The 17,338-nt window shown below is 42.8% G+C and carries 18 protein-coding genes; all 18 read left to right on the plus strand.

Annotated elements, in window-relative coordinates:
• Positions 1-70: 70 nt before the first annotated feature.
• The gene (locus tag F902_RS12530) at positions 71-1,657 is read left to right on the plus strand and encodes a DUF935 domain-containing protein (protein WP_005203963.1); all 1,587 of its coding nucleotides are present in this window, start codon (positions 71-73) and stop codon (positions 1,655-1,657) included.
• Entirely contained in the window at positions 1,650-2,954 is a 1,305-nt protein-coding gene (locus F902_RS12535; protein WP_005203964.1) for a phage head morphogenesis protein, read from the plus strand. The genes F902_RS12530 and F902_RS12535 overlap by 8 nt, the downstream gene beginning before the upstream one ends.
• Entirely contained in the window at positions 2,951-3,445 is a 495-nt protein-coding gene (locus F902_RS12540) for a phage virion morphogenesis family protein (protein WP_005203965.1), read from the plus strand. Before F902_RS12535 ends, F902_RS12540 begins: the two co-directional genes overlap by 4 nt.
• Positions 3,446-3,504: 59 nt before the next feature.
• A complete protein-coding gene (locus tag F902_RS12545) occupies positions 3,505-4,581 on the plus strand; it encodes a phage protease (RefSeq protein WP_005203967.1) in 1,077 nt (358 codons plus the stop codon).
• The gene (locus tag F902_RS12550; protein ID WP_005203970.1) at positions 4,581-4,991 is read left to right on the plus strand and encodes a hypothetical protein; all 411 of its coding nucleotides are present in this window, start codon (positions 4,581-4,583) and stop codon (positions 4,989-4,991) included. Before F902_RS12545 ends, F902_RS12550 begins: the two co-directional genes overlap by 1 nt.
• A complete protein-coding gene (locus tag F902_RS12555) occupies positions 4,988-5,896 on the plus strand; it encodes a Mu-like prophage major head subunit gpT family protein (protein ID WP_005203973.1) in 909 nt (302 codons plus the stop codon). The genes F902_RS12550 and F902_RS12555 overlap by 4 nt, the downstream gene beginning before the upstream one ends.
• Before the next feature lie 3 nt (positions 5,897-5,899).
• Positions 5,900-6,328 (plus strand): gp436 family protein, encoded by a 429-nt coding sequence (locus tag F902_RS12560; RefSeq protein WP_005203974.1) that lies wholly within the window; start codon positions 5,900-5,902, stop codon positions 6,326-6,328.
• Positions 6,322-6,936: a phage protein Gp37 gene (locus F902_RS12565; protein ID WP_005203975.1), complete on the plus strand. Its 615-nt coding sequence runs from the start codon at positions 6,322-6,324 to the stop codon at positions 6,934-6,936. The genes F902_RS12560 and F902_RS12565 overlap by 7 nt, the downstream gene beginning before the upstream one ends.
• Positions 6,936-7,280: a hypothetical protein gene (locus F902_RS12570; RefSeq protein ID WP_005203977.1), complete on the plus strand. Its 345-nt coding sequence runs from the start codon at positions 6,936-6,938 to the stop codon at positions 7,278-7,280. The genes F902_RS12565 and F902_RS12570 overlap by 1 nt, the downstream gene beginning before the upstream one ends.
• A gap of 3 nt (positions 7,281-7,283) precedes the next feature.
• The gene (locus F902_RS12575; protein ID WP_005203979.1) at positions 7,284-10,331 is read left to right on the plus strand and encodes an autotransporter outer membrane beta-barrel domain-containing protein; all 3,048 of its coding nucleotides are present in this window, start codon (positions 7,284-7,286) and stop codon (positions 10,329-10,331) included.
• Positions 10,328-10,486, plus strand: coding sequence for a hypothetical protein (locus F902_RS22665; RefSeq protein ID WP_005203980.1), 159 nt, complete (start codon positions 10,328-10,330; stop codon positions 10,484-10,486). Before F902_RS12575 ends, F902_RS22665 begins: the two co-directional genes overlap by 4 nt.
• A 9-nt stretch (positions 10,487-10,495) precedes the next feature.
• Positions 10,496-11,305 carry a phage tail sheath C-terminal domain-containing protein gene (locus F902_RS12580; RefSeq protein WP_005203982.1) on the plus strand — a complete coding sequence of 270 codons (810 nt, stop codon included), beginning with the start codon at positions 10,496-10,498 and terminating at the stop codon, positions 11,303-11,305.
• 121 nt (positions 11,306-11,426) lie between these two features.
• On the plus strand, positions 11,427-11,804 hold the full coding sequence (locus F902_RS12585) for a hypothetical protein (RefSeq protein WP_005203984.1): 378 nt from the start codon (positions 11,427-11,429) through the stop codon (positions 11,802-11,804).
• 11 nt (positions 11,805-11,815) lie between these two features.
• On the plus strand, positions 11,816-12,142 hold the full coding sequence (locus F902_RS12590; RefSeq protein WP_005203986.1) for a hypothetical protein: 327 nt from the start codon (positions 11,816-11,818) through the stop codon (positions 12,140-12,142).
• A 199-nt stretch (positions 12,143-12,341) separates the two neighbouring features.
• Positions 12,342-14,471, plus strand: coding sequence for a phage tail tape measure protein (locus F902_RS12595; protein ID WP_005203989.1), 2,130 nt, complete (start codon positions 12,342-12,344; stop codon positions 14,469-14,471).
• Positions 14,472-14,545: 74 nt separating this feature from the next.
• Positions 14,546-15,751 (plus strand): DNA circularization protein, encoded by a 1,206-nt coding sequence (locus tag F902_RS12600; protein ID WP_005203990.1) that lies wholly within the window; start codon positions 14,546-14,548, stop codon positions 15,749-15,751.
• On the plus strand, positions 15,741-16,847 hold the full coding sequence (locus tag F902_RS12605; RefSeq protein WP_005203992.1) for a phage baseplate assembly protein: 1,107 nt from the start codon (positions 15,741-15,743) through the stop codon (positions 16,845-16,847). The genes F902_RS12600 and F902_RS12605 overlap by 11 nt, the downstream gene beginning before the upstream one ends.
• Positions 16,844-17,338 (plus strand): phage baseplate assembly protein domain-containing protein, encoded by a 495-nt coding sequence (locus F902_RS12610; RefSeq protein ID WP_005203994.1) that lies wholly within the window; start codon positions 16,844-16,846, stop codon positions 17,336-17,338. The genes F902_RS12605 and F902_RS12610 overlap by 4 nt, the downstream gene beginning before the upstream one ends.

Consider the following 17,338-nt stretch of genomic DNA (forward strand, 5'->3'; position numbering starts at 1 on the left):
GTCTTTCCGCCTAATTTTAAATAAGTCAAAAAACAATAATGGTGCAAAATCCTCAAATTGTATTTGCACTATGGCTAAGAAAAAACCCCAATCCAAAACTCAAGACCGAACCGCACTTGAATCAAACCAAACCGCAGAAATCGCTTGGCTGACCAATCAGTGGCAAGACCATCCAGTTGTAGGCTTAACCCCAAGGCGTTTGCATCAATTGATGACTGATGCAGAACAAGGCAACCTTCAAGCTCAAGCAGACTTGTTCTGTGACATGGAAGAACGTGATGGTCACATCTTTAGTGAAATGGATAAGCGCAAGAAAGGTGTCAATGGTCTACCTTGGGGTGTGAACCCTCCCAAAAATGCCAGCGAAGCTGAGCGCAAAAATGCTGAAGAAGTTGCGGAGTGGATTGATGATATTGCTGATTTTGAGATGTTCTTATTTGATGCAATGGACGGTGTTGGTCATGGCTATTCGTGCCAAGAGATTGAGTGGCATCAACTTGGCAGTTTGTGGTTGCCTAAAAGTTTTGAGCATGTAAACCCTCGCAATTTTATGACCCCATATAATCAGCCGAATATACTCAAGCTCAATGATGGTTCGCCCGATGGCGCAGACTTCTGGGATTTTGGCTGGTTTATCCATCGGCACAAAGCCAAGTCTGGTTATATTCCTCGCGCTGGTTTGCACCGTGTTCTTACATGGCCGTTCTTATTTAAAAACTATGGTATTCGTGATGTCTTGGAATTTTTGGAGTCTTATGGCTTACCAAGCAAGATTGGTAAATATCCATCTGGAGCAACAGAAAAAGAAAAATTAACTTTGCTTCGTGCTGTGATGTCGATTGGGCGCAATGCTGGCGGTATCATCCCCAACGGTATGAGTATTGATTTTGAAGCCGCTACTGACGGGGACACAAAAAATCATTTTGATTTAGTCAAATGGTGTGAACAAACCCAATCCAAAGTTATTGTCGGTGGTACGTTGCTCTCTCAAGCAGATGGTAAAACTAGTACCAATGCGCAAAGTAAAACCCATGAGGGACAGTTTGATAAGCTGGTCAAGTCGGATGCTAAGCAGCTTGCACGCTCAATTACAGATAGTTTGGTTTGCAGTTTGATGCGTCTGAATTATCCGAACATTTCACCAGATCGATACCCATCATTTTATTTTGATACCACTGATACTGAAGATATAGAAGTCTTTAGTGAAGCTTTGCCGAAGTTGGTTGAAATTGGCTTCAAGATCCCGCGTGCTTGGGGACACAAAAAACTTGGTATTCCTGAGCCTGCGGATGATAAAGAAGACGTGTTGGCCTATACAGTGCCAGTTGCACCAGCAACACCAAACCTTGCTGCAAATATGTATGTGCCTCAATTGTTGAATGGATTGATTGCAGCCAATAATCAAGTGCCACTGGATGTACAAGCAATTCAGTTGCTGCTCAATGATCAAACTAAGCAAGCGCAAAAAACCGCTGAAGATTGGACACAAGACCTGATTGCTAAAATCCAAGCAGGTCAGAATGATGAAGATGTGTTGGCTGTCTTAGCTGAGTTATATCCGAGTGATGACGAACCAGCCTTGCAAGGCAAACTAACGAAGTTGTTTTTTGCTGCTGAAGTGTTTGGGCGTTTAAGTGCAGAGGCTGAAAATGGCTAAAGTACCGCAACGGCCAGAGCTGAATGCGCTGTTTAAACTCCCCCCTAAAGATGCGATTGCATACTTGGAATCGAAAGGTTTTAAGATTGGCTGGGACTGGCACGAAACCCTTGATCATGCACATAGTCGAGCGTTCACCGTTGCCAAAGTTGCACGGGTGGATTTACTTCAAGATATTAAAAGCTCATTGATTACCGCCTTGGAAAAAGGTCAAGGTCTGGAGCAATGGAAAGCATCTATTATTCCCACACTACGCGAAAAAGGCTGGTGGGGAAAACAGACCGTAATCAATCCAGCTGGTATCGAGCAAACAGTGCAGCTTGGTAGTCCACGACGTTTAAAAACCATCTTTGATACCAACGTGCATAAGAGCTTGGCGGCTGGACGTTATAAAGGATTGATGGCATCAATTGACACTCGTCCTCTTTGGGAATGGGTGCATATTTCGATTACAAACCCACGCAAAGCACACTTAGCACGAAATGGTGAGACACGTTATTACGATGATCCGTTTTGGCTCTATGCCTACCCACCAACAGAGTTTGGTTGTAAATGTACAGTACGTGGCCGTCGCGTAAGTGACGTTGAGCGTTTAGGTTTACGGCAAGTCGAAACTTTGCCTGAAGATATTGAACAGCTCCAAGTCGTGATTGGTAAAAGTAGTTTTACAGGTCAGGATGCGGTGGCTCTCCGGACACGCATTCGTGTTCGTCAAAATGATGGTCAAGTGACTTACTTCTCTCCAGCAGCTGGCTTTAACAGTCATCCAGCGTCGAGCTATTTACTTGATACAGAATTGACTAAACGTGCGGCTGATCTCGTGGGGGCACAGTTAGCAATTCAGCAAGTTCAACAGATTTTATTGAGTCCGCCACGAATTAAGGCGCATGAGGCTTTTGTCAAAAACAGTTTAAACTTTGCCAAACCCCAAAATATGACCAGCACGGTTGGTGTTGTTGGCATGGATGATATTAAAACTCTGACTGCAAAAAATATTGCAGTTGAAAGTCCAATTATGACGGTTTCGGATCGCTTGTTAGTTGGTCAAACTACAAATGCACTAAGCACTGAAGAATGGCTGGCATTACCAAAGCTACTTCAGCAGATTCAAAAAGTCTTATGGGATAGTAAAAAACGTCAGATGGCGTTCGTTGTACCCGTTTTGGATGACGCTGGACAGAAAGTAATTCGAGTATCAGTACAATCCAAAGATGGCGTTATGGAAGTGACCGACATTGCAAAAGTATCAAGCAAGTCACTGATGACAAACTTTGAATTGATCCGAGGTAATGAATGACTGCTATCAAAATCAATGATGAGATGTTGGCGGATCGCTTGCTGCAAGTAGGTCGTCGTTTGACTAATGCGAGTCCTTTGGCGGCTGCAATTGCTGCATCATTGGGAACGGTTGTTGATGAAAACTTTGAACAACAAGGTCGCCCCAAGTGGGCTGGCCGCAAACCGTCAACAATTAAAATTTATGAATATAAAGGTTACAGCTACGGTGGTATCTTGCATCGTTCTGGTGATCTTCGATCAAGAGTTGTAACCAGCCATACCAAAGATGAAGCCATCATTAGCAACAATATGCCTTATGCCGCTGCCATGCATTTCGGTATTAAAAAAGGCGCTTCAGGAAGAACAAAGCGTGGTGCACCAATTCCATTCGGCGATATTGAGCCAAGGATGTTTATGCCGATGGATACTGAAGGAAATTTGCAAACTGAAGCTGAACAAGAGATTTTCTTTGATGTAGATCATTATTGGCAAAAGATTTTTAATCCCTAAAAAATAAACGGAAGCCTTTCCGCCTAATAAAAAGAAACTGGCAGTGCGATGCTGCCAGCATGAAAAAGACCTTATTAGTAGCCGCGTGCTCATTCGCCATTGATGCGACATCGACTTACCTCGTTTTGATTCCTGAAGGAATCTTTCGTGGTATCGATGGTCGTCCTACCGATGCCCCACACTGGGAACTTACTCCAGAACGTGGTCGTCAAATTGCTGCTGCATTAAATCAGCGTTCTATCGATCTAGTGGTGGACTATGAACACGCGACTTTAAAAGCTCAAGAGTCTGGTGATCCTGCACCAGCGTCTGGTTGGCTCAAGCCTGCTGGATTCCAATATGTAGATGGAGTTGGACTATGTAGCACTCAATTTGAATGGACTGAAAAAGCCAAGGGATATATCGAGGCTAAGGAATATAAATACACTTCGCCTGTTTTCTTCTACAACCAAGCTGGTGAAGTCCTCGGACTTCATAGCTTCGCCTTAACCAATACTCCGAATTTAGACACCTTGCCCGAAGCACGTCTTGCTGCTGCGGCTCAGGACTTTTTGTCTCAACACTCCAACGAGGACTCAACAATGAAAGAGTTTTTAGAACTCATGCGTAAGCGTCTAGGGCTGCCTGAAACAGCCACAGAAGAAGAGATTTTTACTGCCGCCAATAGTGCATTTGCACAGATTGATGGTGCTTATGGAACAACTCTGTCAGCTGGTCAAACTTTTACTGATGCTTTTGGAAAAGCAATTGAAGTAAAGACTGCCGCCAATAGCCAAGCACCTGATCTGACTCAATATGTACCGATTGCGGTTTATCAAGAAGCAATTGCCAGCGCGACAGCTGTAGCTGCGAATGCTGCCAGCAAAGAATTAGACGACCTCATTGTTGCCGCTTGTTCGGATGGTCGTTTGACGGGTGATGCAACCATTAATTGGGCAAAAGATCAGGCAAAGACCAATCCTGAGTTTATTAAAAAACATATTGAAAGCCTGCCAAAAATTGCAGCTTTGAATCAAAAACAAACAACAACTGTGAACCTCGCTGGCAATAACCAACAAGGTGGTGGTCAAGCACATTCCCCTGAAGCTTTAGCCGTTGCAGCACAAATGGGGATTGATTTAGGAGCTACAACATAATGAGCAGCATTTTAAATCAGGAAGAACGTCAAACCCCGTTCCGTGAAAAGGGTTTGTTTGGTGTACCAGTCAAAGCTGGTGCCGTCATTGTAGCTGGCTTTGCCGCTGCTGTAGATGCTACGGGTTATGCCGTGCCAGTCACTGTCAATGCTGATCTGACTTATTTAGGTCGTTATGAAGACAGCGTCGACAACACTGCTGGTTCAAATGGCGATGTGTATGTGTTGGTGCGTAATGATTGTGCTTTCCAGTTTGCTAACAGTACATCTGACCCTGTAACGCAAGCTTCCTTTGGTAAGCCTTGCTTTTTACAAGATGGGCAAACAGTTGCTGAAACGGATGCTGGTGGAACGTTGTCTCCAGCTGGTCGTGTCGTTGGTATTGATGAAAATGGAGTATGGGTAGAATGAACGTAAACGGTGCAGCACTTAACGCAATCTTTTTAAACCTGAAGACAGTTTATAACAATGCACTAAATGATGTCGTTGTTGAATATCCAGCTATTGCAATGGTAGTGCCTAGTAATGGTGCTTATGTTGATTATCGCTGGTTAGAAAACTTTCCACAGATGAAAGAATGGATCGGCAAAAAACACATTACTAAGCTTGCAGAATATGACTATGTCATCCGCAACAAAGATTTCTCCGCAACGATTGAAGTGCGTCGAAACGATATTGAAGATGATCAACTTGGCATCTACAAGCCTCAAGCAGAATCGGCTGCATGGTCGGCTAAGCAACACCCTGACGAATTGGTTTTTGAAGCTGTAAATAAAGCATTTTCTGCAAAATGCTATGACGGCCAAGCCATGATTTCGACCAGTCATAAAGTGGGTAAAACCACCGTCAGCAACAAAGGCACAAAAAAACTTTCAATTGAAACTTTAGCCAAAGCTCAAGCTTCATTTGGTGCTGCTCGTACAGCAATGCGCAAATTTAAGGATGAATCAGGTCGACCACTTAATATCACTCCAACAACGCTATTAGTGCCAGCTGCGCTTGAAGATATTGCTAACGCTTTGGTCACTGTAGATCGTCTTGAAGATGGCAAGCCAAACCCGTACAAAGGCACAGCTAAGGTTCAAGTGTCTGCTCGTTTGACTGATGACAATGCATGGTTCTTGTTGGACACCACCAAGCCAGTGAAACCATTTGTTTATCAGGTGCGTAAAAAACCAGTATTCGTTCAGCAAACCAGCATGGAATCACCTTCTGTATTTATGGAAGGCGTTTTCTACTTTGGTGTCGAGTCACGTGGTGCAGCTGGTTATGGTTTCTGGCAAACGGTCTATGGATCGACTGGCGCGGAGGCATAAACCATGTATGTAACGGCAGAGGCAATGATTGCCAAGTTTGGTGAGCGTGAAATCATTCAGCTCACTGACAATGAGGCTCCTTATCAAGACGTAATCAACTATGACAAGTTGAATGCGGCAATGAATGCAGCAAACAGTGAAATAGATGGATCTGTTATGGGGCGCTATAAACTGCCGTTACAAGTTGTTCCACCATTTTTAATCAGTCTTGGTTGTGACTTGGCTCGTTACTACGCTTGTACACGTGGAGTTGTTGAAAACGATCCTATTAAGGTTCGCTATGAAGATGGCTGCAAAAAACTTAAAGCCATTAGTAAAGGTGAAATTGGTTTAGGTGGTGCGCCAGCTGGCGAGTCTGCTCCAACTGAGTCTTCATCGAATAACGTTATTTTTAGCGTTGGTCGTCGTGATTTTGGAGGTCGTGGATGGTAGACCTTAATCTTTCAATTGTTGAACAAGGCATCAAGGATGTCTTAGCTCAACAAGTTAAAAACAAAATCTGGGATTGGATTCGGGAAATCAAAACCTATGGTGGTGAGTTTGATGATGGGACGCTTGCTTGGGTTGAAACTTTTCCAGCAATTTGGGTGACCTTTCAAGGTTCTGGTACGCCTGAAAAAATCTCAAATGATAAGACCAAGTATCCAGTCACTTTTGTGGTTTTAGCCGGTGCTCGTTCACTAAGGAATGAAGAAGCTCAGCGGCATGGCGCTGGTCGTGACATTGGCACATATCTCATGTTGTGGCACATCCAAAAGCTCTTGATTGGAAATGACCTGTCTTCAGTTGGTGTAACTGGCCTTGCATCACTCAGCCTTGGGCGTACTAAAACCATTTTTAACTCAAAAACGCGAAGTCATTCGATGAGCGTTCTATCTCAAGAATTTCATACTCATTTCACCATTACTGCTTCAGATCGCGTGCGCGAAGAAGAAGAAATAGATGCTGATTTGATCAGAATTAATGTCGACTATCACTTTGAGCCTGATGACGGCTTTAAGGATGAGTCTGATTTAATTGAATTAAAGGAAAATACTTAATGACTATTCCTCAAATCAAGACGCCAGGGAATTATCTGGAAGTAAATATCAATACCGTCCGTTTGGGTTTACCCCCCAACGATCATCGCGTGTTGTTTATTACAACTGACCCTAATGCAACTGAAGACATGCCAGTCAACCTCTATGACAAAGCGCAGGCAGACACGCATTATGGTGAAAACAGTCAAGCTGGACGCATGATCACTGCTGCTATCAAAACCAATCGTTTTGTTGATGTGCAGGGTTATTCATTGAATCAATCAGTACCTCCACAGCTGATCACTACTGAATCAGGCCAAGGTTTAAATACTGAAGATGACGAAAATCTGAATACTGAGGGTTAATGTATGACGGATGTTATCGATGTGGATATTGGCATTAAAATCAGTGAACTGAATGAGACGGCAAGCTTTGGTGCAAATGATGTTATGCCTGTCGTCCAAGGAGGCATGACCCGTAAAATTAAAAGATCAAAAATTTTTGAAGCTTTTATTAAAGATTTGGGTTCTGCTGCACTGTCTTCAGTGAGTGATTTTGCTGGTGCTGGGGCACTCAATGAGCTGACTGAGCATGTAGATAATAAATCTGACGAGCAAAATGAACGTATTGAACGTATTGAATATTCGATGTATTTAATGCGAAACAATGGTGTTTATAAGGCTTATCGTACCAAAGCTTTAATGATGGAAGACGCTGCTAATATCCCTGCCGATAGCATCACTGCTGTTGTAGACGACCCATCCAACGATGCTGAAAAAAACGACATTAATGGTCAATATCACTACGATGGACGTAACTTCTTCAAGCTTCCTGACTTATTCATTCTTACAGAAAGCATGAAGAAATATGTTGAGAAAGTGGTCGAAGGTTTAAGTTTTGATGCAATTTATCAATTTATTGAAGAGTTACTTGATATTGTTGCAGATGGTCAAGGCTGGACTGATTTACTTGTATCAACAGTTAACCACAGATCTCAACGTGAGAAAAATTTAGAATTTGCTACGCTTAAAGACTTTGCTGGTATTGATACCGCCGAGCAGCTCTACAATGCACTTTCTACAGATAAATTAATCGAGATTCGTGAAAACGTTTTAGTCAATTTAACGACTACAGATCAAGCCAGACGTGTTCTAAGCAAACTTGAAAATTTAATTGTGTGTGCTCCAACGACAATTACACTTCCTCCAATGGTTGTCGAGTTCAACTCGAATTACATCGCTAAGTACACAAAAGACCATGCACTTTTAAAAATTGTTGGAACTGAACCAATTGCTGCAACCATTAACTCTGTAGTCAGCGCTTCAGGTGGTGATGGCCTTTGGGATGTAACGTATGAGTTTGCAGATGCTTCAAATATCCAACTAAACGATTATATAAAGTTGGATAAAGTCGCTTGTGGATCGGCATGGTTTGAGTCAAGTCCAATCCGTAAAACTATGTTGGGCGAGTTGAATATTGGCATGAACAAAATGGGTACAGCGTCCACCAGCGGAAATAAAATCACGCTTAGTTCTGTTGGCCCGAATGGATTTCCAAGCAACTGGCTAGATGTTGGCGACCTAATTCACTTTAAAGGCCAAACTCGAAAAATCACAGCATTCGACGATGCATTACGCACAATTACCGTAGCAACTGCATTTGATTCTGGAAGCGCTGAAGATGAGTTTGATACTGATTCGATCCGTTACCAGTGGTGGTATGTAACTAAACCTAATCAAGGGAAAATTAGTGTCGCAGGGTCTAATGTAACTGGCGTTGATACAAATTTTACAGCGATTGTAAATGATGGAGACATTATTTTAGTCGATGGTTCTATGGTTCAAGTCAAATCAGTTGAAAGTGACACTCAATTAACGATCAATCTGAGCATGCATAATATTGCTTTGACGGATTATTCCGTCATTAAAGCTGGACTCATTGCTCATGAGGGAACTTGGAAAGTAACCGCAAAATCAGGAAATAACGTCACTGTTAAACTCAAGTGCTGGAATGGTTATCACCCTGAAACGAATACAGTCGCAAATAAATTTGCAGGCTTTGCACCAACGGTCAAAGGTTGGAAAGGTGCAGACGTTAAAGTTATGAAAACTGTATTGAAGCAAAACCAATATGGTGGACATGGCTTTGCTGGAGAACAAGGCGGACAAGTACAGTTTATTAATAATATTGTGCTGGATGGGACAGTGTCTGGCACTGGAATTTTACTTAAGGGTGAAGGTGCTGCCTATGATGCGAAAAACTCAAATATCATCTTGGGAGCAAATGTTGCAGTATGCGGATTTAATTTCTCCGTGTGGGGGTTTAATAAATCACATATTCATTCCCCGTCCGCCCACTTCGTGGGTTCAAATTCGCATTCTGTGCATCTTGGCGATGGTGGTTCAGGGTATCTACGAGGCTCAGTTGTCGCTGGCGCAGGCGGAATGGGTGTATTCATTGCTGGAGGCTATGTCAGATTATCAACTTGTCGTCTAATTGGTTCTAAATCTCAAGCATTACGTTCAGATGCTGGAGGCAATTATTACTCTGATTCAGGGTTCATTTATGGTAATGGCAGTCATGGAATTATGGCTGTCAATATTAGTGGTGGTCAGTTTGTGGATGGCTTCTCTCTGTGTAATGGCGGCAATGGAGTTAATACGCAAAATGGTGGATCAGGACGTTATACGAGATTATTGGCTGGATGTAATAAAAATCATGGCATGTCATTTACTGCATCTGTAGTTGAAGCAGGACAATGCTGGACAACAGGTTCTGGCTCAGGCGCATTAACTGGTCGATCTGGCACAGTTGCAAACAACTCACAAGTCGCATTGTTTGCAGGGACATCAACAGGAAACCCAAGCACGGGACTTTTGGCACTAGACGGTGCACGAGTTGCTTCGAGAAACTTTTATACAAGTAAAAATGGTCAATCAGGTGTGAGTTCGCAGCATCTTGCTCAGGTGATTGGTGTTGGTGGTTATGCTGAAGGAAATTATGGCCCGAACAATGTCGTTACATCGAATGGAGGAATTGTCACTGGGTTTGGCACGACACCGTCAGCTCAATTAAATGGCGCGATTCATACAGGTTACACAGCGCTATCAAATGGCGGTGTGATTACATTATCTAAAAGTACTTCTCTCGCTTATGTTTTTGGTGAGATCGAAATCTTTAATGCTGCAAATGCAGGTGTGAAAGGTAAAGCCGAGTTTAGAGCTGGAACAAGTCCAAACACTTCAAAAATTAGCGGACATGCAAATTTCGCGGTAACAACTGGAGTGATGGATGGAACAAATGGCCCTGCTGGAAATCTCATTGTCTCAACTCACACGGATGGAAAAATTTATATAGCTAACCAGACTGGATCAGCTATGACGATATCTTATCTTATTAAAGGTAATGTCTTATGAATTATGAAGATTTTGAAATTGTATCTTGCAGAGAAGAAGCAACTGGAGATCGTATTCAAAAAATCTGCTTCATTACAGATGGGCAATACGAATATCAAGTGGTCTGCAAAAAAGAAGATGACCCAATCATGGTTTTTATAGAAGCAAATGCTTAGGATATCAATATGACGCTTAAAACAACTCTAGACACAATCGCCCCATTGGGACATACAATCATCGCAGTGTCAGCGCCTCCAGCTGCTGGTGCTGATACCTTGGCTTGGATCACGCACTTAAATTCAGTGAGTGATGCCATCAATCACAAACCAGCAATTTTAATTGTGCCTTTTTCTGATATTGAAGCGGCTGAAGCGTTTGCAGCGCAAGCGCCAGTGAAAAGCTCTTATCGCGTTTTATGTGTTTGCTATCACGGTGCAACTGGTCAAGAAGCTGAACTTTCTGGCGCAATGGCTGCGGCCTTAGCGGATTCTAATGATCCAGCATTGCCGTTTAACGGTGTCAATCTTGGTGGCATCACGCCAGTGGCTGACCAGTACAAGCTTAAATTTGAACGTATTGAACTGGCATTAAATCGCGGTGTCTGCATGATCGACACGGGTGCGGATGGTTTTCCTGAAATCGTGCGAGCTGTATCGAGCTACCGTGTCAATCCAGACTCAGGCGCAGATGATGACTTAATGCTTGACATTAATGGCGCATTGGTCATTGATTACACCCGTAAAGTTGTTCGCTCAGATCTTGCAAAAGAACGTCGCCGCAAAAACACTGCACCACAGCGTCGAAATGTGCGTTCAATTATTTTGAAGCGCTTGGTACAGCTTGATGATGCCGAGATTTTGCAGAACGTTCGTGAAAGCGCTTCTCAATTGCTTGTCACTGAAGATGCGAATGATCGCTACCGTGCCAATGCAAAAATCCCTGCAAATTGGGTACGCGGTATGCATGTTATTGCTGGAACGCTAGATGTGTACTAACACTTAATCACTAAATTAAAGGCCGCAAATAGCGGCCTTTAATATTTATGGAAGTCTTTCCGCCTAATAAATAAAAATTGTCTTTTGCACAATAGCCTTATGATTTATTGAGGTCTATGAAATGGCTGAAGAAGCAGTAAGCACGATTGTGATGAGTGTCGATGGTCTTGAATATGACTGTGCACGGTTTAACCCCACAAAAACAAAAGGCATAAAACGTATCTTGACTATGAATCGCAAACTTAAAGCGAAATTCAAATCAAGAGGTATTAGCGTTTATGACATTACTTGTTCTGTTGTAATTCCTGATGGCAAAGACACCGTGAGTTGGTTGGATGTTGAAGATGCACGGATTTCGATTGAGTCACCAACGGGTGGATTCCGTGAAACATACATCGATTGCAATGTTATGACGGTATCAGAAGCCTATGCGGTTGATGGTGAAACCCTGCGTGATCTCACCATATTTGCAATGGACTATTTAAACGAAACTTTTTAAGGTGAAATAAAATGAGATTAAGTGTTAGTGGTTTGCTCCCTGTGGCGATGACAGTCTTAGTTGCAAATAAGGCGGTGAAATGTAAAAGCGTTGAATTGACAGATGTAACTACTGGTGAGCTTTTTGAAGCACGTAAGCAAGCGAAAGAAAATGAATTTATTGCCATCGCTGAGTTTGTTGCTAAAGCAAAATTGCTGGATGACAAAGGCAATCAACATGCTGTGACTTATGAAATGTTGCGTGATATGTCTTCAGCCAATTTTAAGAAACTTGAAGATTTAGATTATCAACTTCAAGCAAAGCTCAATGCCGAGAGTTTAGAGAGCCAATCCAGCTGATTGCAATATTACATAATGCAGGCATTGATTTAGAGACTGCGGAACAAATGCCAATGCAATACGCATTGGCATTTTTGTCAGAGAAAATGAATGCTTTGCAGAAAGTAAAAGCTAGACTCGAACATGAGCGGCCACAGCAAACTCATGCAGCATCACCACCCACCTCAAAAACATATGTTTCAACTAAGCGAGTGTGCCAATGACAACAAGTACAGTTCAACTGCGGTTGCAGATTGTTGGTCAACAAGCTCAGCAACAGATGCAACGTCTGAACTTGAATATCAATCAAGGTCAACAGCAGCAAAAGAATAATCTTAATCAAATTTTACGCACCCAAAACAGCATCAATGCTTCTGTCCAGCAAGGCGGACGCTATGGGCAACAACAGTTGCGCACTGGTCAAAGCATGGTGCAAACCAATCGTTTGCTTGCACAGTTGCTACAGCAACAACAACGCTCATCAAGCTTAATCAGCCAGCAGCTAAGACAGCAAGAACGCTCTTATCAAGTACAAATCAATTCATTACGTCAACAAGTACGTGAAGCTGAACGTCTGCGTCAACAGTTACAGCAAGCTGGTAATGCTCAACGGGACGCAACCAGAGGTGTTGGCGGTAATGCCTTTGGGACAGCTGCGGCTGTTGCTGGCGGTACTTATGCAGCTGGAATGATTGGTTCTAATTATCTAAAAGACCCACGCGAATACATGAAGCAGATTTCATTGGCGACAGATACTGTGCTCGCTGGTGAAAAAATGCCGATTAGTGAGTTCAATAGCAAAGTCGCAGAAATGGAGGGTTTTGTTCGTACCTCCACTGTTGGTGGTGGTTCAGTGCCTCAGCAAATGGTGCCAGCTTTAAATACCCTTACTGCTTCCAACGTTTATGACTTTAAAGAATTAAAAGATGTCCTGATGTTAGTTAGTCGTACTGCTTTCGCTAGTGGTGCAGATTCAGATCACATAGCATCAATGACTATTGCTCAACGTAATTTTGGGCTTACTGATTTGACCAGAGCCAATGATCAGGCAATGAAAGCTGGTCAACTCGGTTCATTTGAATTGCGGGACATGGCACGGCATATGCCAGACTTACTCACACAAGGTAAAGGAGCTGGATATATAGGTGAGAAAGGTTATAAAGACTTACTTGTCATGATGCAGCTCAGTAAAAAGACCGCTGGTACAGCTGATGGTGCAGCTGTCAATTTATCAGATCTGCTTGGTTCATTTAGTCAATATCACTTAGGGTTGTCTTTTGCTAAACACATCAAAGTAGACGATGGTGATCCAATTGCAGCTTATGGCGTAAGTAAGAAGCGCAAAGGTTTTGACTGGACAACCTACGCAGCCAATATGCGTGAAAAAGGTATCGGTGAAGTTGATGCAGCAGCAATACTTATGAATCGTCAAATGGAAAAGAGTCCTTTGTATCGGGAATATCGAGACAAGGCGCAGAAAGCAGCGATTTCTGGCAATAATGCTGAGTATTTAGAAAATGTTCAAGCTGCTACTCAAATTGCTGCACAGTCCGAAATCGGTAAGATTTTCCATAATAAACAAGCTTTGATGGCGTTCATGGGTATCACCATGAATATGGAAAAAGGCGGATTTAAAGAATATGTAGAAAAAGGGATTGATAATTCTGAAGGTGCTATTCAAATGTCACATGAGCGTCAATCAGCACAGGAATATGCTAAAGATGGCTCTTTTGATACTGCACGATTTAATGCCCGTGTTGAAAACTATAATGGTATCTCTGGTTGGTTAGGTGATCTTAAACAAGGTCTGGCAGATTATGCAGCATCAAATATTGATGTCGCTGCTGCTGCATCCGCTGCTGTTGTAGGCTTAACAGCTGTAGGTGCAGCTGGTGGCATTGCTGCTTTAGCAATGCGGAACGGACGTAATATACCACCATTACCGCCTGCGCCTAATGGTGGTTCTGTTGCATCCAACGCATTAAAAACTGCTGGAGTCGCTGCCGCTGGTTATTTAGGTTTTGAAGCCTTTAAACCAATGGATGACTTCTTTTATGGAAAAATTGCAAGTTTCTTTGGTGCATCTGAAGACCGCCCAGACTTTTTCGAGATGGCAATGGAAAAAAGCAAAGAACAGCAAGCGGCCTTAGAAGAGCAGAATAAAAAAATGGATGAACAAAATCAATGGAGTAAAGACCTGAGTAGTAAATTGAGCACGTTGATTACAGTCACCCAGCAAAACAAACCTGTGATCATGGGTGGCGGTGGTTTGATGGAACAAATTTCACAACATGCTCAGACTGAGCAAAAACGACATGGTGTAGATTTACTCACCTACGGTCAAAAATAAATGGAAGCCTTTCCGCCTAATATAAAGCAGTCTGTTTTTGCACAATAAACCTCACAAAAGTGAGGTTTATTGTTATGGGCTGGAAAGATGATCTGCAAGATGCGTGTTTTCGTGGTGTACATTTTGAATGTACGACTACCAATGAAGCTGGCTCTAAATCACTAGCGATCAAGCAAGCACCATATTCAAATAAAGCTTCAGTCGAAGACATGGGCAACAATCCTCTTAAAATCAATATTGAGGCGGTTTTTGCTGGTGAAAACTATAAAACAGAGATGGATGCACTTTGGGCAGCACTCGTAGCAACTGGATCAGGTGAACTGATTCATCCGATTCATGGTGTGATGCAAGTCCATGCTGAGAATTACAATATTGTGCATGGCGCTGAAGACGTTGATAGCTGCAAAATCTCGATTGATTTTATTCAAGCTGAAGACAAAGAACGTCCTTTATTTATTCCCGTTTCTACACCTACCTCCATCGATACTGGTGCAATTTCAGATACTCCAGCGTCTGCTTTGGAAGCCGCACTTGAAAAGCTAGAAAAAGCTGACCCAAACAAGTTTTTTAATGTCGTCAACAATATTCAAAATGGTGTAGATACAGCACGTCAGTACCTTGGCATGGTGAAAAATACTATTGAGTCAGCATTATCGCCTGTCGATGCAATTGTTGGTCTTGTTGATGATGTCACACGTTTGGCGACCTTTAATACCAATATTTCAGCGATTTCAAAATGGCGAGATCTGTTTAAGCGTGTACAGCGTTTTGAAATGCTTTTTCAAAATGATGATGATTTGCCAGAACTCAAGCAAACATGGCGAGCAACTCAAATTGCCAGTACGGTTGCGATCACTCAACAAGTTGTAGCTTCAGTACGCAAGGAAATGTCTGAAAATAAGCAAGTCAGCTTTACACCAGTTGACCTTGCGATTATCCGCCAACAAAGCCGCATTAAGATTCAACAAGCCATTAAGACTGAGCGTAAACAGGCTGCTGAATCAACAAATACAGGTTTGGGGCTTGGCTTTGAAGCCGTGCATCAAATTGAGGTTTTTAGGGATGTTGCTGACCAGATTCACTTGCAGATTCAAGAACTGATTGAAGTACGTCCACCGATTACCAAGACCACAATTTTAGTGCCTTGCACCTTGCATTATTTGGCTCATTCGCTCTATGGCGACATGGATCGTGCTGAAGAAATCCGTCGTTTAAATCCTGATTTGATTAATCCAGCAGTACTTCAGATCGGCATGGAGTTGACAGTCTATGCAAGATAATTCAGGCAAAGCGATTCGGCTGGTGATTGGTGATATTGAAATCAATACTTGGGACAATGTCAGTTGTGACAGTCAGATCGATACTCCAGCCGATAGCTGGAATTTAACTTTATTTCGCCAAGGCGGTCAGGCATTGCCTGACAGCGTACAAGGTGCTGCAAAAGTCCAGCTCTTTTATGGTGATGAGGTTGTTTTAACAGGTATTGCTGACCGTATTTCTGAAGCGGTCAATCGTGATGGTTATGGTCTTGAAATTTCTGGCCGCGATTTAGCTGGTCAATTGATTGATTGTTCAGTCCCTATTTTCAATGGTCGTCAAGTCACTTTAGAAGAGTTATTAAAGCAATATGTATTGGCTGGTGACTTTGGATCAATCATTCATGATGTGCGTATCCAAAATAATAGCTGGCTGAAGAATAAAGTATCTGTCGAGCCAAGCGAGGCGCTTTGGGATGCGATTATTAAAGCAGCTCAGGTCACTGGCCAGCATGTTTGGTTTGAGCCAGATGGTACGCTCAGCATTGGTGATCCGTTTGCAAACCCCTATCAGGTGCAAGAGTCATTGCGCTTGATTAAGCCACTTAATAACGAAAATAACGTGCTTAGTCTTCAGTATGACAATGATGTGTCTAATGTTTTTACTGATCTAAAGATATTGAGCCAAGACTCCGATGCGCAAAGCCTACTAGCACAAACCACAGCGCAAACTCAGTACAAATTTAATCGACTCAAAATCATTACTTTGGGTGATGTTGAAACACAAGCTGAAGCTGAAGCCGCACTTCTAAAAATCAAAAAAGATAACGATCTGGAAGCCTATAGCCTCACTGCAACTGTGAATGATTGGGTTATCGATGGCAAGGTTTGGCGTGCTGGCTGGTATGTGAATCTTGAGACTAATGCATTAAGTCGTGCCACAGCAAAGTGGGCGGTTCATGGCCGTACTTTGAAGCTGTCACGTGCTGAAGGGAAAACCACGCGCTTAAACCTCAAACGCCAAGGCGATTGGGCGCAACCACTGATCTATAAAGAACAACAACCCAAAAAAAGACGCAGCAAGAAATCCAAGGCAACAACTCAGGGAGAACAGCAATGATCACCGCTGCCTCGATTAGAAAAGCTCTTGGTCAATTGCGCTTCCCAATCTTGGGAATTATTGCACGTGGCAGTTCTAAGTTACTGCAAGTCAAAGGCTTAACTGATGAAACACTCAATGAAGTTGAACTCATTCAACAAGTCGGCTTCAGCTCATACATCCCAGAAGATGCAAAAGTTGTTGTGATTCCGCTTCAGGGAAAAACCGCTAAATCAGTCGTTATCGCAACCACTGGAGGTGCAGTGCTTGTCAACGTGGCTGAAGGCGAAACTTGTGTCTATGACCAGTTTGGCCATCAAGTCTTGCTACATGAAAACGGCATAAAAATGGTTGGCAACGTTGAAATCGTTGGAGGCGGTTTGACTGTTGAGAAGGACATTAAATCAAAAGCTGAGATCACAGACAAAACAAGCTCAATGCAAGCAATGCGTGATGCATATAACCCACATACACATGGCAGCAGTCCACCGCCATCTGAACCAATGGAGTGA

The organism is Acinetobacter higginsii, assembly GCF_000369525.1.
GTDB classification, from domain to species: Bacteria; Pseudomonadota; Gammaproteobacteria; order Pseudomonadales; family Moraxellaceae; genus Acinetobacter; species Acinetobacter higginsii.